Here is a 19,289-nt window from a genome sequence, read left to right on the forward strand (position 1 = left end):
GGATATCGGATCAGACGTCGGAGCCCAGCTCGGCGTCGACGTCCTCCTCGGTGGTGGCGCCAGACAGGGGCGGCTCGTCGTCGTGCAGGTGGCGGATGCCGGCGTCGACCTCGCCGTCGAAGGTCAGCCGGCCCTGCTCGAGCACCAGCACCCGGTCGCACATCGCGCGCACCGACGCGGTCGCGTGGCTGACGTAGAAGATCGTGGTGCCCTGGCGACGGATCTCCTGCATCTTCTCCATGCACTTCTTCTTGAAGGGGCGGTCCCCCACCGCCAGCACCTCGTCGGCCAGGAAGATGTCGGCGTCGACGTGCACCGCGATGGAGAAGCCCAGCCGGGCGTACATGCCCGAGGAGTAGTGCGAGACCGGGGTCTCGAGGAACTTGCCGATGTCGGCGAACTCCACGATCTCGTCGAAGCGACGGTCGATCTCCCGCTCGTTCATCCCGAGGATCGCGCCGTTGAGGTAGAGGTTCTCCCGACCGGTGAGCTGGGGGTGGAACCCGGCCCCGGTCGCGATCAGGCCCGCGATCCGGCCCCGGGTCAGGACGGTGCCGCGGTCGGGTCGCATGACACCGTTGAGGACCTTGAGCAGGGTGCTCTTGCCGGACCCGTTGAGCCCCATCAGACCGATGGACTCGCCCTGCTCGACGGTGAACGAGACGTCCTGGACGGCCTGGAACTGCTCGGTCAGGGGCAGCCGCCGCACCGACGCGACGGCCATCTGCTTCAGGGTGCGGTGGTACTGCATCGTGAAGTGCTTGCTGACGTGGTCGACCTCGATGGACACACTCATCACAGACGCTCCGGGAACTGGCCCTCGACGCGCGAGAAGAACCGTTGCGCGCCGGCGAGCAGGACGAGGCTGATGGCCAGGGTGATCAGACCGCGGACGAACATGTCCGGCGGGAAGGCCTGGCCGAGCGAGGACGGGTCATCGACCAGGGGGTACCAGAAGAAGCGCTGCAGCAGCATGACCGCCTGCGCCACCGGGTTGGCGACGTAGATCTGGTAGAGCACCGGGTGGTCGGCGTGGGCGGCGTAGATGCGCTCGAAGGGGTAGATCATCGGCACCAGGAAGTGCATGAACTGCAGGATCGTGCCGACGATGTTCTGGAAGTCGCGGTAAAAGACGTTGATGGCCGAGAAGAAGATCGCCAGCGCCGCCGAGAACACCGCCAGGATCGACAGGCCCAGCACCAGCGCGGCCACCGAGGTCCAGGTGATGCTCCACCCGATGAACAGGCAGCAGACCACGAGCACGAGCACCTGCGGGAAGGTGTGGTAGGCCGCGACCACCATGGCCGAGACCGGGAAGATCTCCCGCGGCATCCGCATCTTCTTCACCAGCGCCTGGTTCTGCCAGATCGACCGGGTGCCGCCGTTCCAGGTCTCGCTGAAGTAGTGCACCACCACCATGCCGGTGAACAGGTGGATCGCGAAGTAGGGGAAGCCCTGGTGGAGCACCAGGATGTAGCCCATCACGACGTAGTAGACGCCGAAGCGCATCGCCGGCTGCACGTAGGACCACAGCAGCCCGAGCAGCGAGGCGCTGTACATCGCCGCGAGCTGGCGCCGCACGATCAGGCGCAGCAGGTAGGGCTGGTGGAAGACCTCGACCAGTCCACCGCGCGGGGCGGGGGCCTGGAGCTCGGCCTCGACGGTGCGCGTCTCCCGGGGGCCGTCGACGGCCTCCACGACCGGCATCGCGTCGGCCTGGCGCCGGGCGAGCCGCCGGGCCCTCCGGCTGGCGTTCCGGGGTCGCTCGCCGGTCTCCCGGGTCGCGGTCCGCTTGTCTGCGGGGTTCATCGGTCTCCTGCACCACCGTGGAAGGTCGTGGCCCAGCGCTCGGGCGAGGTGATCTCGGCCAGCTGGTCGCGGTACTGCTGCGCGAGACGGGGCCACTCGCGGTGCAGCCGCTGGTGGATGTCGACCGTGCGCCGCAGCAGGTCGCGGAACTCCTCGGGGTCGCGGTGGCGCCAGGCGGCGCTGCCGCCGTCGGGCATCGAGACCACCACGGAGTCGAACTGCGAGACGATCCACCACCGGGCGTCCATGGCCGCGAGCCGGGCCTCGGGATAGGTGTCCGAGAGCGGCCGCTTGGCCCGGACCTGGCGCACCGCGCTGGTCAGGGCGGAGACGTAGAAGCCCACCCGGCCCTTGGCCTGCGTCGGGTCCTGGCCCCGCTTGGGCGGCTTGGCCCGTCGCTCCTCCGGGAAGGCCTCGGGGTCGGGCGAGGTGCGGGCGTCGGCGTACTGCTGACGCATGTCGCGCAGCTCGGGCAGCGTGGTGCCGAGGCTGTCGTGCAGCTGGTCGGGGCCGGCCAGGACGTCCTCGAGGGCACGGTGACGCAGCTCGGCGGTGGAGTACTCGAGCCCGAAGAGGTGCTTGACCTGGTGGTTGAAGCTCTCGACGACCATCCGGCCGCCGCGCTCGTAGGGCGAGTGCAGCAGTGCGGCGATGAACCGGTTGCGCTGGTGGAAGTAGGCCTGCCAGTCCACGGCGTCGTTCTTGTCCGACCAGGGCACGTGCCAGACCGCGGCCCCGGGCAGGGTCACCGTCGGGAAGCCCGCCTGCTGTGCCCGCAGGCCGTACTCGGAGTCGTCCCACTTGATGAACAGCGGCAGGCTCAGGCCGATCTCGCGGAGCACCCGGGTCGGGATCAGGCACATGAACCAGCCGTTGAAGTCGACGTCGACGCGTCGGTGCAGCCACCGGCTCGAGCGCAGGTTGCGCTCGCCGAAGTCCCAGTCGGTGTGGACCGACTGCGGGGACTGCCACCAGAACCGGTAGCGCTGGACGACCTCGCCGAAGCTGTGCAGGCGCGACTTGGCGTAGAGGCTGAACATGTGGCCGCCGACGATGGTCGGACGGCGGCACAGGTCGCCGAAGGTGACGGCCCGGACGATGCTCTCGGGCTCGCAGACCACGTCGTCGTCCATGCACATCATGTAGGTCGAGCGGCCGGCCTCGAGGGTCTCCAGCTGGGCTCGCGCGTAGCCGCCGGAACCGCCGAGGTTGCCCTGCTCGATGATGCGCAGCCGGTCCCCCAGCGCCGCGGCGGCCGCCGCGTAGCCGGCGTGGTCGGCGACCTTGTCGGTGCCCTGCTCGGCGAGCACGACCTCGTCGAGGACGCCGCGGACGTCGTCGTCCTCCCCGATCTGCCGCAGCAGGTCGGCGCAGAACGCCGGACGGTTCATGGTGGTGATGCCGATGGTCACGGTGCCGGGCTCGACCCGGTCGGCCGGGACCTCGGCGGTCCAGGAGGCCTCGTCGAGGTGGAGCCCCTGGTCGCCGGCGATCAGGTCGAACCAGTACCAGCCGCCGTCGGCGAAGGTGGCGAGCGAGAGGTCGAAGACGAAGCTCTGCGCACCCTCCCCCGTCGTCTGCTGGTCCTGCACGCGCTGGGCCCGGCCGTCGGGCATCGAGCGGTAGACGGTGACGCGCGAGCCGGCCCCCGTCACCGTGACCTCGAGCCGCACGTCGTCGACCACGGTCCAGCGCCGCCAGTAGCTGGCGGGGAAGGCGTTGAAGTAGGTGCCGAAGGAGACCCGGTCGTTGGGCTCGACCCGGTAGCCGCGGCGGCCCGTCACCGCGTGGGGGTCCGGCTGGGTCTCGGCGTTGGGCATGGCCGGGGGGATCCGACCGCGCTGCTTGGCCGTCATGCCGTTGGTGTTGACGTCGAGCTGGGGACGGTCGGGGTCGACGTACAGCGGGAGGACGTCGGTGTCGCGCGAGGTCGGGAGGACGACCCGCTGCAGCACCCGTCGCTGGGTGCCGACCGCGGTCGAGGCGTCCGCGGGGCGGTCGGACAGAACGGTGTCACTCATCGACGCCTCCGGAGGTCAGGGCGGCGCCGTCGGTGAAGTGGGGCGCCAGCTTGTTGTCGAACATGGACAGGGCCGACCCGATCGCCATGTGCATGTCGAGGTACTTGTAGGTGCCGAGACGACCACCGAAGAGCACCATCGGCTCGGCCTTGGCCAGCTCGCGGTAGCGCAGGAGCTTGGCGCGGTCCTCGGCGGTGTTCACCGGGTAGTAGGGCTCGTCGCCCTCCTCGGCGAAGCGGCTGTACTCGTGGACCACGATCGTCTTGCCCGGCAGGTAGGTGCGCTCGGGGTGCAGGTGCTTGAACTCCAGGGTGCGGGTGAAGGGCAGCCCCTCGTCGTTGGCGTTGACCACGCCCGTGCCCTGGAAGTCGTCGACGTCCATCGTCTCGGCCTCGAGGTCGATGGTGCGCCACGACAGCCGGCCCTCCGAATTGCCGAAGTACTCGTCGACGGGGCCGGTGTAGACGATGGGGACCTTGCCCTTGTAGTCCTCGGCGACGTCGAAGAAGTCGGTGTCGAGCCGCACCTCGATGTTCTCGTGGGAGGCCATCCGCTCCAGCCAGGCGGTGTAGCCGTCGACCGGGAGGCCCTCGAAGTCGTCGTTGAAGTAGCGGTTGTCGAAGGTGTAGCGGACCGGGAGGCGCGTGATGATGTCGGCGCTGAGCTCCTTGGGGTCGGTCTGCCACTGCTTGGCGGTGTAGCCGCGGACGAACGCCTCGTAGAGCGGGCGCCCGATCAGGCTGATCGCCTTCTCCTCGAGGTTCTGCGCGTCGGCGGTGTCGATCTCGCTGGCCTGCTCCGCGATCAGCGCGCGCGCCTCGTCGGGGGTGTGGCTCTTCCCGAAGAACTGGTTGATCAGCCCGAGGTTCATCGGGAAGGAGTAGACCTGGCCCTCGTACTTGGCGTAGACGCGGTGCTGGTAGCCGGTGAAGTCGGTGAAGCGGTTGACGTAGTCCCACACCCGCTTGTTGGAGGTGTGGAACAGGTGGGTGCCGTAGACGTGCACCTCGATGCCGGTCTCCTCGTCGAACTCGGAGTAGGCGTTGCCCCCGAGGTGGTGACGTCGCTCCAGGACGAGCACCTTGAGCCCGAGCTCGGAGGCGCAGCGCTCGGCGATGGTGAGGCCGAAGAAGCCGGATCCGACGACGACGAGGTCAGGGGTGGTCTCGGCAGTCACTGGTGGGTACTCCTCGGCCGGGGGGGCAGGGTGGGGGGCGCGGCTCCGCCGCGAGGACCGGATGAGTCTAGCCGCGGGGGCTGCCGGTCCGGTTGGCCAACAGGCGGCGGTAGGCGACCTTTCTCACGCCCTCCGGGACCAGCCGGTAGCCGCCCCGCACGACCACGTTGCGCAGCAGCTGGCGGCGCGTGGTGAGACCGAGGGCGCGGAACCGGCGCTGCAGCGCCACCTCGGAGCGCAGCAGCGCCCACCCGCCGCGCCGGGCGTAGGCACCGGCCCCCACGCGGTAGCGGACCAGCGGGTCGGCGAGGTTGGCCGGCACCGCCCCGGCGGCGAGCATCCGTGTGAAGAGGAGGTAGTCCTCCATCAGGGCCATGTCGGTGTAGCCGCCGGCCGCCAGCACCGCACTGCGCCGGTAGACCACCGTGGGGTGGTTGAACGGGTCGCGGAACCGGATGACGCGGCGGATCTCGTCGGGGTCCGTCGGCGGCGTACGACGGCCCACGACGTCGCTCGGGTCGCTGCCGAACTCCCACAGGCCCGAGCCGACGATGTCGGCCCCCGCCTCGACGAGCGGCAGCTGACGTGCGAACCGGTCGGGAGCGCTGACGTCGTCGGCGTCCATGCGCGCCACGATCTCGTGCTCGCTCGCCTGCAGCCCGGCGTCGAGCGCCGGACCCAGCCCGATGTTGTCGGAGAGGTCGACGTGGGTGACCGGGACCGGGCTGGTCGCGCGCAGGTGGGCGATCTCCGCGGCCAGCTCCTCGGGCACCGGGCCGTCCTGGACCAGCACCACCTGGGCCGGGCGTCGGGTCTGGTCGTGCACCGAGGAGGTGAACGCCAGCCGGAGGTAGTCGGCCCGGTCGCCGCCGTAGGTGCTCAGCAGCAGGGCAAAGGGCTGGCCGGGCTCGAGCGGCTCGGTCGGTCCGACGTGGCCGGCGGCGGGGTCGGTGGTATCGGCGGAGGCCTCCCACCCGGCCTCCTGCAGCACCGAGGCGGTCGGCCGGGGCGCCTCGAGGACGCCGGCCCGCAGGCCCCGGGCGAGACCGCGCAGCAGGGTCGGGCGGTCCTGGGAGCGGGCGAGGGTGCGGCTCCAGCGGCGCACGGTCGAGCCGGCGTACAGCACCTTCTCGTGGGGGGCGAGGCCGGTCGAGCGGGAGAACAGCCACACCTTGTTGCGGACCTCGTAGAAGAACCGCTCCCCCGGGTCGGCGTCGGTGGCGCCGAAGACACGGGTCTTGTGGACCACCACGCTGGTCGGGACGTAGAGGCCGGTGCCACCGCGGACCAGGCGGGTGGAGTACTCAAAGTCGTCGTTCCACAAGAAGTAGTCGGCCACCGGCAGCCCCCGCTCGCGGACCGCCGCGGCGTCGCAGGCCAGCGAGACGAAGCTGGCCGAGCGCACCGGGACCGCGCCGACCGCCGCCGCGGCCTCCCGCACCGCCCGCGGGGCACCGGGCCGTGGGCGCGGGGTGTTCATGGGGTGGTCGCGGCCGTCGGTCCACACCACCCGGCTCGCCAGCACGGCCGGGCGCGGCGAGCCGGGCGCGTGGTCGCGGTGCACGCGCACCAGCTCGGCCAGCGCGGTCTCGGTCGGCACCGTGTCGTCGTCGAGCAGCCAGACCAGGTCGGGGTCGTGGGTCAGCGCCTGGGCGATGCCGGCGGCGAACCCCCCGGCGCCCCCGGTGTTGAGGCTCAGCGCGACCACGTCGAGGTCGTCGCGACCGACCAGGTCCTCGGCGGTGCCGTCGGTGGAGGCGTTGTCCACGACGACCACCGCGGCGGGCGCGTGCGTCTGACCCAGCACGGCGGCGAGGGACTCCGCGAGCAGCGCCCGACGGTTCCACGTCACCACCACGGCCACCACGGACGTCACGTCGGGGCCCTCCGCGGCGCTCAGCACGCCGAGGAGAGGTCCTCGGCCTGGTTGGCACCGTAGCCGTCACGCAGGTTGCCCAGGGAGCCGCCGGTGGTGCCGGTGTCCTTCGGGCTGGTGGGAGCCGGGGCCGGGTCGGCCTGCCGGGCACCGTCGTCCTGGGACTTCTCCGGCGGGTCGACCGCCTTCTGCACCGCGGCGTGGATCTTGTCGATGTCCGGGTCGCCGGTGGAGATCATCGGCGGCACGAAGGAGACGGTGCGCACCGGCTGGCTGCGTGCCTGGAGCGCGAGCCGCATGAAGCGGTCGACGTCGCCCTGCGGGATGTCGGTGGTGATCAGCGCCTCGCCCGCCTCGGCGATCTTCTCGAAGTTCATCACCACGGTGCGGGGGCTGAGCTGGTGCAGCATCGCGTTCATCACGCACTTCTGCCGCGCCATCCGGGAGTAGTCGTCGGCCGCGACGCGTGACCGGGCGAACCACAGCGTCTCGAAGCCGTCCAGCGTGCGGGTGCCGGGCTCGACGTAGCCGGTCACCGGGGCGCCGATGCCGCCGATCGGGATGCGGTCGCGCACGGTCAACTCGACCCCGCCGACGGCGTCCACGAGCTTCTCGAAGCCCTGCAGGTTGACCATGGCGTAGTAGTTGATCTCGAGCCCGGTGATCCCCTCGACGCCCTCCTTGGTCGCCTCGACCCCCGGGTCGGCGTACCCCTCGAAGAGGGACTCGTGGTCCGCGGCCCAGGTGGCCAGCGAGTTGAGCTCGCACTCGGGACCGCAGTCGTAGCCGTCCGGGAACTGCTCGTGCATCACCGAGCCCTCGGGGAACGGGAAGTCGAGCATGTTGCGCGGCAGCCCGAACAGCACGGTCTCGCCGGTCTCGGCATCGATGCTGGCCACGGAGATCGAGTCGGGTCGCATCCCCCAGCGGTCGGCGCCGGAGTCGCCGCCGAGCAGCAGCACGTTGTAGCGGCCGTCGTGGGCACCGACCGTGGTGCCGTCGGCGAACATCGTGCTCACCAGGTCGCGCTGCACCCCGACGACGTGGGAGGCGAACAGCAGCGAGCCCGCGACGCCGAAGCACAGCACGCCGTTGATGCCGACCATCGCCAGGCGCTGCTTGCGGTGCAGGGTGAGCGGCTCGCCCAGGCGCCACGCGTCGACGAGCAGCAGGGCCCAGCCCACGGCGAGCGCCATCAGCACGACCCGGAGCGTGCCGAGCACCGGCGGGCTGCTCAGCAGCCAGAACACGAAGGCGTCGAAGACCAGGCCCAGGCCGAAGAGCACCAGGGCGGTGGCCCACAGGCCGATCCACACCCGCAGCGCGACGCGACCCACCCGCTTGTTGCCGGCGACCAGCTGCGCCGACCCCGGCGCCACCAGGGTCATCAGCATCAGCACCAGGGCGCGGCGGAAGTGGTGGGGGCTGCGGCCGGGACCGCCGCCACCGCCGCCGCGCGAGGTGGCGCGAGGTGGTTCGGTCAGGACTGACGCCATGGGGAAGGCCTCTCCGGTGTGGTCGCGGGCGAGGGTGGTCGAGGAACGCTGGGGGGCACCGCTCGCTGCTCGTGGAGGGTGCGGACCAGTATCACCAGCCGACCCGCCGCCGACCGGTCCGGCGCGCCGGGAGCGGCCGCCCTGCGCGGTAGCGTCGGCGCATGCCAGCAGGTGGAGGCGGGTCAGGACGGCGCCCGGACGACGACGACTCGCAGTACGGCTGGCTCTACGGCAGCTCCGACGACCGGCCCGGTGGGTCCGGTCGACCCGGCTCGGGCGACCCCGAGCCCACCCGGATGATCCCCCGGCTGGACCGGCGCACGGGCCGGCCGGTGCAGGAGGAGCGCACCACCGCGATCCCCCGCGAGCCGCGCCCGCGGCAGGACGCCCGCGACCCGCGTGGCGGCGGTGAGCCTCCCCGGCGCATCGTGCAGCCGCCCCGCGAGGCGGCGGGCGGCGGCCGGCCCCGGCGTACCCGACGACGCCGGCCGTGGGGCCGGATCGTGCTGCTGGTGCTCGTGGCCTGGCTGGTGTTCCTGGTCGCCGTGCCGATCTGGGCCGTGGGACGGATCGAGAAGGTCGACGCCTCCCCCGACGCCGACCGGCCCGACCAGCAGCCGGGGCGCACCTACCTGCTGGTGGGCTCCGACAGCCGCAAGGGTCTGAGCGAGGCCGAGAACCGGCGGCTCGGCACCGGCGGGGTCGACGACACCAGCCAGCGCACCGACACGATCATGCTCCTGCACACCGGGTCGGGCCCCTCGATGCTGCTCTCCATCCCCCGTGACTCGCTGGTGAACGTGCCCGGGACGGGCCGGACCAAGATCAACTCCGCCTTCGCCCGCGGTGGGCCGGGACTGCTCGTGCAGACCATCGAGGAGAACACCGGTGTCCGGGTCGACGACTACGTCGAGATCGGCTTCGGCGGGTTCGTCAACGCGGTCGACGCGGTCGGCGGGATCACGGTGTGCCCCCGGGAGCGGATGGTCGACCCCAAGGCCAACCTGCGGATCCGCAAGGGCTGCCAGGAGGTCGACGGCGTCACGGCGCTGGGCTACTCGCGCTCGCGCTACGTCAGCCGGTACGGCGACCTCGACCGTGCCCGCCGCCAGCGCGAGGTGGTCAGCGCGATCGGCGCCGAGGTCAAGTCGCCGTGGACCTTCCTCAACCCGGTCCGCTACTTCCGCGTCAACCAGGCCGCCACCTCCTCGCTGCGCATCAGCGAGGGGACCGACCCGGTCGCGCTGGCCCGGTTCGGGCTCGCCATGACCCGCGTCAACGGCATCGACGGGCTGACCTGTGGCATGCCGATCGCCGACCAGGAGGTCAACTGGGACCGGGAGCGGGCGCTGGCGCTGCTGGCGTACGTCAAGGAGGACCGCACCGGTGACATCCCCAAGGAGCTGTGCACCCCGACCGGGTTGGCCGGGGTCGGCTAGGGAACCCTGTCGGGCATGACCTCCTTCGAGACGCTGTCCTGGTCGCTCGACGACGACGGGGTGGGCACCCTCACCCTCGACCGTCCCGACGCGCTGAACTCCTTCACCGTCACGATGGCGCGCGAGCTCGAGGAGTTCTTCCGCGTCACCGCGGCCGATGACGCCGTGCGCGCCGTCGTGGTCACCGGCGCCGGCCGTGCCTTCTGCGCGGGCATGGACCTCTCGGCCGAGGGCAACGTCTTCGGCCTCGACGAGTCGGTCACCCCGACGCCCGCCGACCTGCGCGACCACCTCACCGAGGAGCCGTTCCAGTCGGGCGTCCGCGACACCGGCGGCAAGGTCACCCTGGCGATCCACGAGCTGCCCAAGCCCGTCGTCGCCGCGATCAACGGCCCGGCCGTCGGCATCGGCGCCACCATGACCCTGGCCATGGACATCCGGATGGCCTCGACCAAGGCCCGGATCGGGTTCGTGTTCGGCCGCCTCGGCATCGTGCCCGAGGCCGCCTCGTCGTGGTTCCTGCCGCGCATCGTGGGCCTGCAGCAGGCGCTGGAGTGGGTGTACGCCGCGGACGTGCTCACCGCCGAGCAGGCGCTCGAGGGCCGGCTGCTGCGCTCGGTGCACGAGCCCGACGACCTGGTCGGCGCCGCCCAGGAGCTGGCCCGCTCGTTCGTCGTCGGCCGCTCCCCCGTGGCGCTCGGTCTCGCCAAGCGGCTGCTGACCGCCGGCGCCGGCTTCGAGCACCCCGTCGAGTCCCACCGCGCCGACAGCCTCGCGATGTGGCACGCCTCCACCGGCGACGGCAAGGAAGGCGTGGCGGCCTTCCTCGGCAAGCGCACCCCGGAGTTCACCGGCCGCGCCAGCGAGCTGCCCGAGATCTTCTGACGCCGGGCCGGCGTACGCCGGGGCGTCGGGCCTGGTGACGGGTCCCGGCGGCCCGGACGAGCCCCCTTGACAGGCCCCCGGGGGCAGCCCCATCGGATTTCACCCCTTCGGGCTCGACTGTCCGGGATGCGGACGGGTATGGGGCCAGCATGTCCGTCGTCCCCACGACGTCGTCCCCGGTCACCACCCTCCGACCGGACCGCTCGACGTCCCCCAGCCCCCGAGCCCCCGGTGCGACCACCGTCGTCGCCTCGGTGCCCGGCTCGCACGTCTACGTCCGTCACGTCGCGGCCGAGCAGCCCGACGGCGTCGTACGGCTGGCCGACCCGGACCCCGACGACCCCACCCGCACCACGACGACGCGGTGGTGGCCGCCGGTGATGCTGTCCCCGGAGTGGGTCGCGCGGGCCGACTTCGACGTCTTCCACGTGCAGTTCGGCTTCGACTCCTGGGAGCCGGACCGGCTCGAGGCCGTCGCGCAGGCGGTGCACGCCCGGGGCGCCCGGCTGGTCCACACGGTGCACGACCTGCGCAACCCGCACCACACCGACCCCACGCTCCACGACGCCCAGCTGCGCGTGCTGCTGGCCCACGCCGACGAGGTGCTCACGCTGACGGCCGGTGCTGCGGCGGAGGTCGAGCGTCGCCACGGTCGCCGCCCCACGGTGGTGCCCCACCCCCACGTGGTCGAGCTCGGCACCATGGCGTCGTACGCCGCCCGCCCGCGCCCGGCGGGTCCCTTCCGCATCGGGCTGCACGTCAAGAGCCTGCGTGCCAGCCTGGCGCCCGAGGTGGTGCTCCCCGCCCTCGTCGAGGCCGTCGCCGACCTGCCCGACACGGTGCTCCAGGTCAACGGGCACCGCGACGTGCTCGACGGCGACAGCCCCCGGGCCGACCACGCGCTGGCCGCCGAGCTGCGTCGGCTGGACGCGGCCGGTGCGCTGGAGCTGCACGTCCACGACTACCTCACCGACGCCGAGCTGTGGGACTACCTGCACCGGCTCGACGCGTCGGTCCTGCCCTACCGCTTCGGCACCCACTCCGGCTGGCTCGAGGCCTGCCGCGACCTCGGCACCGCCGTGGTCGCGCCGACCTGCGGGTTCTTCGCCGACCAGGGCCCGGTGCACTCCTACGACCTCGACGAGGAGCGCTTCGACGCCGACTCGCTCGTGGCAGCCGTGCGGGCGGCCCGCGACGCGGGGCCGGTCGCCCCCGTCACGGTCGCGGAGCGACGGGCGCAGCGCGCGGCCGTGGCCGCGGCGCACCGGGAGGTCTACGGGCGGGCCGGGCAGGCCTCATGAGGTTGCGCATCTGCCTGATCGCCTCCTCGCGGTTCCCGGTCGCCGAGCCCTTCATGGGCGGGCTGGAGGCCCACACCCACTCCCTGGCCGCCGCGCTGAAGCGACGCGGCCACGAGGTGCTGGTCTTCGCCGGGCCCGGCAGCGACCCCGCCCTCGAGGCGACCACGCTGCCGGTCGCACCGTTCTCGAGCAGCGAGGCGGCCCGCTCCGACGTGGGCGGCCGTCCCGAGCAGTGGATGGCCGAGCACCACGCCTACCTCGACCTGATGCTGGCGCTCGCGCGCGGCGACCACGGCCACGTCGACGTGGTGCACAACAACAGCCTGCACCACCTCCCGATCGCGATGAGCCGCACGCTGTCGGCCCCGCTGCTGACCACGCTGCACACCCCGCCCATCGCGTGGCTGGAGTCGGCGGCCGAGTTCGCCGCCAGCAACGCCCACTACGTCGCGGTCAGCGACCACCTGGCCCGCTCCTGGGAGCACGTGGTGACCGCCGAGACCATCCCCAACGGCATCGACACCGCCGCCTGGCGCCCGGGCCCCGGCGGCCCGCGCGCGGTCTGGTCGGGACGGCTGGTCGCCGAGAAGGCACCCCACGAGGCGATCGACGCGGCCCGGCTGGCCGGTGTGCCGCTCGACCTCGTCGGCCCGGCCCACGACCCGGCGTACTTCGCGCGCGAGGTGGAGCCCCGGCTCGGCGCGGGGGTCCGCTACCTCGGCCACCTCGCCGGGGACCCGCTGCGGCGGCTGGTCGGCGAGGCCGGCGTCGCCGTGGTCACGCCCGCCTGGGACGAGCCGTTCGGGCTGGTCGCCGCCGAGGCGCTGGCGAGCGGGACGCCCGTCGCGGCGTACGCCCGGGGTGCGCTGCCCGAGATCGTGACGCCCGGCTGCGGCCGGCTGGCTGTCGGCGGCGACACCGCCTCGCTGGCGGTCGCGATCCGCGAGGCGATGACGCTCGACCGCGGTGCCGCACGCCGACGGGCCGTGGAGCACTTCGACGTCGAGGTGATGGTCGACCGCTACGAGGAGACCTACCGCTGGCTCTCCGGGGTGAGGGACGCGGCGTGATCGGCTACTACGTCCACCACCAGGGCAGCGGCCACCTCCACCGCGCCCTGGCCGTCGCCCGCGCCTGGGTGGCGCAGGGCGGGGAGGTCACCGGGCTCTCGTCCGCCGAGCGGCCGCGCGAGTGGCCCGGCCCCTGGGTGCGGCTGCCCCTGGAGGACGTCACCGACCCGGCGGTCGCCGTCGACCCGACGGCCGGCGGCGCGCTCCACTGGGCGCCCCGCGGCGACGGCGGGCTGCTGGCCCGGCAGGGCGCGATCTCCGGGTGGTTGGCGTCGGCCCGACCCCGGGCGTTCGTGGTCGACGTGTCGGCCGAGGTCGCCTGGCTGGTGCGGCTGCACGGGGTGCCCACGGTCACCGTGGTGCAGCCCGGCCACCGGGCCGACGACGCGCACCTCGCGGCCTACCGCTCCGCCTCCGCGCTCGTCGCGCCCTGGCCCGCCGCCGCCGAGCAGCGCGTCGCCGGGGGCTTCACGCCCCGGCTGCCCCTCGACGTCCGCACCCGGGTGCAGCCGGTCGGCGCCATCTCGCGGCTCGGCACCACCGGTCTCGACGCGGGGCCCGCGCGCCCGGCGCCCGACCCCGGCCACGCCGTGGTGCTGCAGGGCCGCGGGGGCGGACGGCTGACCGAGGAGTCCGCCACGGACCTGGGTCGTCGGCTGCCGCGCTGGCGGTGGACGGTGCTCGGGGGCGGCGGCACCTGGGTCGAGGACCCGGCCGCGGTGCTCGCCTCCGCCGGGCTGGTCGTCGCCCAGGCCGGGCTGGGCTCCCTCGCCGACGTCGCCGCGCTGCGGCGACCCGCGGTCGTGGTCCCCTTCCCCCGCCCGTACGACGAGCAGCACGCCACCGCCCGGGTGCTGGCCGCCGGTGACTGGCCGGTCGTCGTGGCCGCCTCCGGCGCCGAGGCGCTGCGCGAGGAGACCCTCGACGCGGCCGCCGCCCTCGACGGCGAGGCCTGGCGGGGCTGGGTCGACCCCGACGCGCCCGCCCGGGTCGCCAAGGCGGTCGCCGAGGTGGCGCTCCCGTGAGCCCGTCGGCCCGCGCGACCTCCGACCACGTCGCCGTCATCACCCTCGTGCGCGGCCGTCGCGAGCACCTGGCCCGCCAGCAGCGGTCGCTGTCCCGCGGGACCGTCCGGCCCGGGCAGTGGGTCGTGGTGGCCATGGACGACCCCGGCCTGGTCGACTTCTCCCCCCGAGACGGCGTGCGCCCGACCGTGGTGCACCTCGACGCCGACCCGCGGCAGCTGCCCCTCGCGGCGGCCCGCAACGCCGGCGCCGAGCGCGCCCTGGCGGGCGGTGCACGGGTGCTGGTCTTCCTCGACGTCGACTGCCTCGCCGGGCCCCACCTCGTCTCGTCCTACGACGCCGCCGTGACCGACGACCCCGACGTGGTGTGGTCGGGCCCGGTGACCTACCTGCCCGCGGGCCTCGACGAGGAGCAGCTCGCGACCCCGTGGACGCTCGACTCCCCCCACCCCGCCCGCGCGATGCCGCCCCCCGGGCAGCGGGTGCTGGGGGCCCCGCCCGAGCTGTTCTGGTCGCTGTCCTTCGCCCTGTCCGCGCGGGCCTGGGAGGCCACCGGCGGCTTCTGCGAGGACTACGTCGGGTACGGCGGGGAGGACACCGACTTCGGCATGCTCGTCGTGGAGCGCGGGCTCGAGCACGGCTGGCTCGGCGACGCCCGCGCCTACCACCAGCACCACCCGACGTCGTCGCCGCCGGTGCAGCACCTCGAGGCGGTGGTGCGCAACGGCGCCGTCTTCCGCGACCGGTGGGGCTGGTGGCCCATGACGGGGTGGCTGGAGGCCTTCGAGGAGCGCGGGCTGGTCGAGCGCGTCGGCGACGACTGGCGGCTCGTCGAGGGCGCCCGGGTGGACCACCCCACGACGTAGCCCCGTCCGGTGGGGCAGGGTGGCCCGATGGACGACGCGGCCCCTGATCCGGGCGGAACCCCCGACCACCAGCACGACGACCGGTCCGAGCAGCCCGACGACCCGGCCGCCGACCTGGTCGGCCGGCCGGTCGAGGAGGCCGGCCACCTCGCCGAGGAGCGCGGGTGGCGGGTGCGCTCGCACCGCCCCGACGACCTGCTGACGATGGACCACGTCGACGACCGGCTCAACCTCGAGCACGACGACGACGGTGTCGTGCGACGCACCTGGTTCGGCTGATCACCGGTCTGTCGGCGCCGGCCCGTAGGCTCACCCGGTGAGCCGACGATGAGCAAGATGGACAACCTGCGCGCCATGCGCGAGGCACGCTTCGAGCAGAACGCCGCCCGTGCGGGCACCCGCCCGGCGGCCCGACGGGCCACCCCGCCCGTCGCGCCCCCCGAGGAGGCATCGCCCCGCGGCGCCCGCGCCGCCAAGCCCCCCAAGCCCGCCGATCCCGCCGCCGGGTCCGCCGCCACGGGGGCCGCCGAGGCCCTGTGCGGCCACCGCAACATGAGCGGTCGCACCTGCACCCGCGAGGCCGGGCACGCGGCGAAGAGCCACCGCTACTCCTGATCCCCCGGCCCACGTCCCAGCCCGGGGCCCGCGGCCCGGCGCCCCCTACGATGGCCCTCCCGTGACGTCCCAGCACCGAAGGCCCACCGTGATCGCAGGCAGGTACTCGCTCGAGCGCGAGGTCGGCCGCGGCGGCTCCGGCGCGGTGTGGCTCGGCCGTGACGAGACCCTCGGTCGACGGGTCGCGCTCAAGCGCATCGGCCTGCTGCCGGGCGCCGACTCCACCGACCTGGCGCGGGCCGAGCGCGAGGCGCGCCTCAGCGCCCAGCTGCACCACCCCCACGTCGTGCTCGTCTTCGACGTCGTGGTCGACGGCGACAGCGGGGCCCGCTGGCTGGTCATGGAGTACGTCGAGGGGCCGACCCTCGACGCCCTGGTCCGTGAGCGCGGGCGGCTCTCGCCCGACGAGGCCGCCCCGCTGCTGTGGCAGGTCGCGGACGCGCTGGTCGCCGCCCACGCGGCCGGCATCGCCCACCGCGACGTCAAGCCGTCCAACGTGCTGCTCGAGCACGGCCGCGTCGCCAAGCTGGCCGACTTCGGCATCGCCCGCGTCGCGAGCGACCCGTCGCTGACCCAGACCGGCATGGTGACCGGCTCCCCGGCCTACCTCGCTCCCGAGATCGCCACCGGCACCGGCGGCGGCGCCGCGGCCGACGTCTGGTCGCTCGGGGCGACCGCCTGGCACGTGCTGGCCGGCCGCAAGCCCTACGACTCGGGCGACAACGTGCTGGGCACGCTCTACCGGATCGTCCACGAGGAGCCGCCGCGGCTCGACGAGGCCGGCTGGCTGGCGCCCGTCCTGGCCGGCACCATGGTCCGCGACCCGGAGCAGCGCTGGTCGATGGCGCAGGTCCGCGACTACCTCGCCGCGGGCCGCGACGCCGCGGGGCCGACCGCGGCTGCCCCCGCCGTCGGGGCCGCGGCTGCACCCTCCCCCGCCGACGAGCCGACCCAGCGGATCAGCCCGGCACCGGCCCCGGCAGCGGCCCCGGCGGCACCGGCGGCGGCGCCCGGCCCACCCGCCCCGCCCACCGTCGGCCACGCCGACCCCGGGAGGGGCGCTGGGGACGACCGGGACGACCCTGACCACCGCGACCCCCGGCGCCGCCGAGCCCTGCTGCTGGGTGCGGCGGCCCTGCTCGCGCTCGTGCTGCTCGCCGTCCTGGTGCTGCCGCTGCTCGGCGGAGACGGCGACGAGCCCGCGGCCTCGCGGCCCAGCGCCTCGCCCACCGCCTCGGCCAGCCCGTCGGAGTCCCCCTCGGAGTCGCCCTCGCCGTCAGCATCGGCCTCGACGCCCGCCGGGCCGACCGCCGCGGGCATGCGGGACTTCATCCGCAGCTACGTCTCGACGGTCGCCGCGGACCCCGACGCCGCGTGGACGATGCTGACGCCGAAGTTCCAGCGGGAGAGCGGTGGCATCGAGCGCTACCGCGCCTTCTGGGACCGCGCCACCTCGGGTCGGGTGCTCAGCATCCAGGCCAACCCCGACGACCTCAGCGTCAGTTACCAGGTGCGGTTCGAGAACTTCGACAACGGCCCCGGGCCGACCGTGCTCGACCTGGCCTTCGACGACGGCACCTACCGCATCGACGGCGAGCGCTCCGAGGGGTTCACGCCCGTCGGCTGAGCGGCACCGACGGCTAGCGCCCCTGCCAGCGCGGCGGCCGCTTCTCCGCGAAGGCGCGTGGACCCTCCTGGGCGTCCTCGCTGAGGAACACCGGCAGCGTGAGCTCGTCCTGCTTGTCCCACCGCTCCGCGTCCGACCAGCCGCGGGAGGCGCGGGCGACGCGCCGTGACGCGGCCACCGCCAGCGGGCCGTTCGCGGCGATCCGGGCCGCCAGCTCCAGCGCCGCCTCCAGCGCCAGACCGGTCGGCACCACCCGGTTGACCAGGCCGAGCCCGGCCGCGCGGCGGGCGTCGATCGGGTCGCCGGTGAGCAGCAGCTCCAGGGCGATCGGCAGCGGCAGCAGCTCGGGCAGCCGCAGCGCGGCGCCGGCCGCGGCGACCAGGCCCCGCTTGACCTCGGGCACGCCGAACCGGGCGTCCTCGGCCGCGACCACCAGGTCGCAGGCCAGCGCGATCTCGAACCCGCCGGCCAGCGCCCAGCCCTCCACCGCCGCGATCAGCGGCTTCTCGGGGGCCCGCTGCGTCAGCCCGGCCAGGCCACGGCCCTCCACCATCGGCGACTCGCCGGCGAGGAACGCCTTGAGGTCCATGCCGGAGCAGAAGGTGCCGCCGGCGCCGGTGAGCACGCCGACGCGCAGCTCCTCGGTGGCGTCGAGGTGGTCCAGCGCGGCGGCCACCCCGGCCGCGACCGCCGCGTCGACGGCGTTGCGCGCCTCGGGCCGGTCGAGGGTGATCACGAGCGTCTGGTCGCGGACCTCGGTGCGGACCGGCCCGCCCGGGCTGCCGGCCGGGCTCACGTGAAGTGCGGCTTGGGCAGCGTGAACAGCGGCTCCGCGCCGAGCTCGGCGCGCGCCAGCGAGGTCAGGTGCACCTCGTCGGGCCCGTCGAAGATGCGCATCGCGCGGTGCCAGCCGTACATCATCGCCAGCGGGGTCGCGTCGGAGATGCCGGCGCCGCCGTGCACCTGGATGGCGCGGTCGATGACGTCGTTGACCGCGCGCGGCACCGCCACCTTGGCGGCGGCGATGAGGTGGCGGGCGGCCTTGTTGCCCTGGCTGTCGATGACGTACGCCGCCCGGTGGCACAGCGCCCGGGCCTGCTCGAGCTGGATCCGCGACTCCGCGATCCGCTCGCGCACCGAGGACTGCTCGGCCAGCGGCCGACCGAACGCCACCCGCTCCTGGGTGCGCTCGACCATCATCTGCAGCGCACGCTCGCCGGCGCCCAGCGCCCGCATCACGTGGTGGATGCGGCCCGGGCCGAGCCGGGCCTGGGCCGCGGCGAACCCGCCGCCCTCCTCGCCGAGCAGGTTGGTGGCCGGCACCCGGACGTCGTGGAACTCCACGACGCAGTGGCCGTGCTGGTCCTGGCGGCCGAAGACCGGGTAGGACCGCTTGATCTCCACGCCCGGGGTGTCGGCGGCGACGATGATCATCGACTGCTGGCGGTGGGTGGCGGCCTCGGGGTCGGTCTTGCCCATCGTGATGAGCAGCGAGCAGCGCGGGTCGGCGGCGCCGCTGCTCCACCACTTGGTGCCGTTGACGACGTAGTCGTCGCCGTCGCGCACGATCCGGGTCGCGATGTTGGTGGCGTCGGAGCTGGCCACGGCCGGCTCGGTCATCGCGAAGGCCGAGCGGATCTCGCCACGCAGCAGCGGGTCGAGCCACTGCCGCTGCTGCTCCTCGGTGCCGATCAGGTGCAGCAGCTCCATGTTGCCGGTGTCGGGCGCCTGGCAGTTCATCGCCTCGGGCGCGAGCTCGTTGCTCCACCCGGACAGCTCGGCCATCGCGGCGTACTCCAGCTGGGTCAGGCCCGACTCCGAGGGCAGGAAGAGGTTCCACAGCCCGCGGGACTGCGCCTTCTTCTTCAGCTCCTCGATCACCGGTGGCACGGTGTGGTCCTCGGGACCGACCTGCTCGCGGTAGGCGTCGTAGGTCGCCTCGGCCGGGAACACCTCGGTCTCCATGAAGTCGACGAGCTCGGCGTGCAGCGCCACCGCCTTCTCCGAGGGAGCGGGGTAGGCGTCGTACAGGGTGGACCCGAGGGAGCGGGGGCTCGTCGCAGCTGCCATGGCGCCCATCCA

General features: G+C 73.7%; 17 protein-coding genes. 9 read left to right on the plus strand and 8 right to left on the minus strand.

Features of this window, described 5'->3' with window-relative positions; all coding sequences use genetic code 11:
- Positions 1 to 10: 10 nt before the first annotated feature.
- The 6 genes from ASG49_RS16495 to ASG49_RS16520 all read right to left on the minus strand — a co-directional run bounded on the left by ASG49_RS16495 (position 11) and on the right by ASG49_RS16520 (position 8,379).
- Entirely contained in the window at positions 11 to 796 is a 786-nt protein-coding gene (locus tag ASG49_RS16495; RefSeq protein WP_056544047.1) for an ABC transporter ATP-binding protein, read from the minus strand.
- Positions 796 to 1,809, minus strand: coding sequence for an ABC transporter permease (locus tag ASG49_RS16500; RefSeq protein WP_056544051.1), 1,014 nt, complete (start codon positions 1,807 to 1,809; stop codon positions 796 to 798). Before ASG49_RS16500 ends, ASG49_RS16495 begins: the two co-directional genes overlap by 1 nt.
- Entirely contained in the window at positions 1,806 to 3,830 is a 2,025-nt protein-coding gene (locus ASG49_RS16505; protein ID WP_056544054.1) for a glycosyltransferase, read from the minus strand. The genes ASG49_RS16500 and ASG49_RS16505 overlap by 4 nt, the downstream gene beginning before the upstream one ends.
- Positions 3,823 to 5,007: a UDP-galactopyranose mutase gene (glf, locus tag ASG49_RS16510; protein WP_056544057.1), complete on the minus strand. Its 1,185-nt coding sequence runs from the start codon at positions 5,005 to 5,007 to the stop codon at positions 3,823 to 3,825. Before glf ends, ASG49_RS16505 begins: the two co-directional genes overlap by 8 nt.
- Before the next feature lie 67 nt (positions 5,008 to 5,074).
- Positions 5,075 to 6,910 (minus strand): glycosyltransferase, encoded by a 1,836-nt coding sequence (locus ASG49_RS19430; protein ID WP_235562140.1) that lies wholly within the window; start codon positions 6,908 to 6,910, stop codon positions 5,075 to 5,077.
- Entirely contained in the window at positions 6,904 to 8,379 is a 1,476-nt protein-coding gene (locus ASG49_RS16520) for an LCP family protein (protein ID WP_082534218.1), read from the minus strand. The genes ASG49_RS19430 and ASG49_RS16520 overlap by 7 nt, the downstream gene beginning before the upstream one ends.
- 161 nt (positions 8,380 to 8,540) lie before the next feature.
- Between ASG49_RS16520 and ASG49_RS16525 the strand changes: the two genes are divergently transcribed.
- The 9 genes from ASG49_RS16525 (at position 8,541) to ASG49_RS16565 (ending at position 17,207) form a co-directional block, all read left to right on the plus strand.
- The gene (locus ASG49_RS16525; RefSeq protein ID WP_056544061.1) at positions 8,541 to 9,818 is read left to right on the plus strand and encodes an LCP family protein; all 1,278 of its coding nucleotides are present in this window, start codon (positions 8,541 to 8,543) and stop codon (positions 9,816 to 9,818) included.
- 15 nt (positions 9,819 to 9,833) lie between these two features.
- A complete protein-coding gene (locus ASG49_RS16530) occupies positions 9,834 to 10,703 on the plus strand; it encodes a crotonase/enoyl-CoA hydratase family protein (protein ID WP_056544065.1) in 870 nt (289 codons plus the stop codon).
- Positions 10,704 to 10,852: 149 nt separating this feature from the next.
- Positions 10,853 to 12,004 carry a glycosyltransferase family 1 protein gene (locus ASG49_RS16535; RefSeq protein ID WP_156384396.1) on the plus strand — a complete coding sequence of 384 codons (1,152 nt, stop codon included), beginning with the start codon at positions 10,853 to 10,855 and terminating at the stop codon, positions 12,002 to 12,004.
- Positions 12,001 to 13,074: a glycosyltransferase family 4 protein gene (locus ASG49_RS16540; protein ID WP_056544068.1), complete on the plus strand. Its 1,074-nt coding sequence runs from the start codon at positions 12,001 to 12,003 to the stop codon at positions 13,072 to 13,074. The genes ASG49_RS16535 and ASG49_RS16540 overlap by 4 nt, the downstream gene beginning before the upstream one ends.
- Positions 13,071 to 14,099 (plus strand): glycosyltransferase, encoded by a 1,029-nt coding sequence (locus ASG49_RS16545; protein ID WP_056544070.1) that lies wholly within the window; start codon positions 13,071 to 13,073, stop codon positions 14,097 to 14,099. The genes ASG49_RS16540 and ASG49_RS16545 overlap by 4 nt, the downstream gene beginning before the upstream one ends.
- On the plus strand, positions 14,096 to 14,965 hold the full coding sequence (locus tag ASG49_RS16550; protein WP_056544073.1) for a glycosyltransferase family 2 protein: 870 nt from the start codon (positions 14,096 to 14,098) through the stop codon (positions 14,963 to 14,965). Before ASG49_RS16545 ends, ASG49_RS16550 begins: the two co-directional genes overlap by 4 nt.
- Before the next feature lie 27 nt (positions 14,966 to 14,992).
- Positions 14,993 to 15,244, plus strand: a complete 252-nt coding sequence (locus ASG49_RS16555) for a hypothetical protein (RefSeq protein WP_056544076.1) — start codon at positions 14,993 to 14,995, stop codon at positions 15,242 to 15,244.
- Between the two features lie 48 nt (positions 15,245 to 15,292).
- A complete protein-coding gene (locus tag ASG49_RS16560) occupies positions 15,293 to 15,580 on the plus strand; it encodes a hypothetical protein (RefSeq protein ID WP_156384397.1) in 288 nt (95 codons plus the stop codon).
- An 88-nt stretch (positions 15,581 to 15,668) separates the two neighbouring features.
- Entirely contained in the window at positions 15,669 to 17,207 is a 1,539-nt protein-coding gene (locus tag ASG49_RS16565) for a serine/threonine-protein kinase (RefSeq protein WP_056544085.1), read from the plus strand.
- A 13-nt stretch (positions 17,208 to 17,220) separates the two neighbouring features.
- Here ASG49_RS16565 and ASG49_RS19155 read toward each other — a convergent pair whose 3' ends face one another.
- The gene (locus tag ASG49_RS19155; protein ID WP_200936361.1) at positions 17,221 to 18,003 is read right to left on the minus strand and encodes a crotonase/enoyl-CoA hydratase family protein; all 783 of its coding nucleotides are present in this window, start codon (positions 18,001 to 18,003) and stop codon (positions 17,221 to 17,223) included.
- On the minus strand, positions 18,000 to 19,277 hold the full coding sequence (locus ASG49_RS19160; protein ID WP_056544088.1) for an acyl-CoA dehydrogenase family protein: 1,278 nt from the start codon (positions 19,275 to 19,277) through the stop codon (positions 18,000 to 18,002). The genes ASG49_RS19155 and ASG49_RS19160 overlap by 4 nt, the downstream gene beginning before the upstream one ends.
- Between the last annotated feature and the right edge of the window lie 12 nt (positions 19,278 to 19,289).

It is taken from the genome of Marmoricola sp. Leaf446, from assembly GCF_001424755.1.
In the GTDB taxonomy this organism is placed as follows: Bacteria; Actinomycetota; Actinomycetes; order Propionibacteriales; family Nocardioidaceae; genus Marmoricola.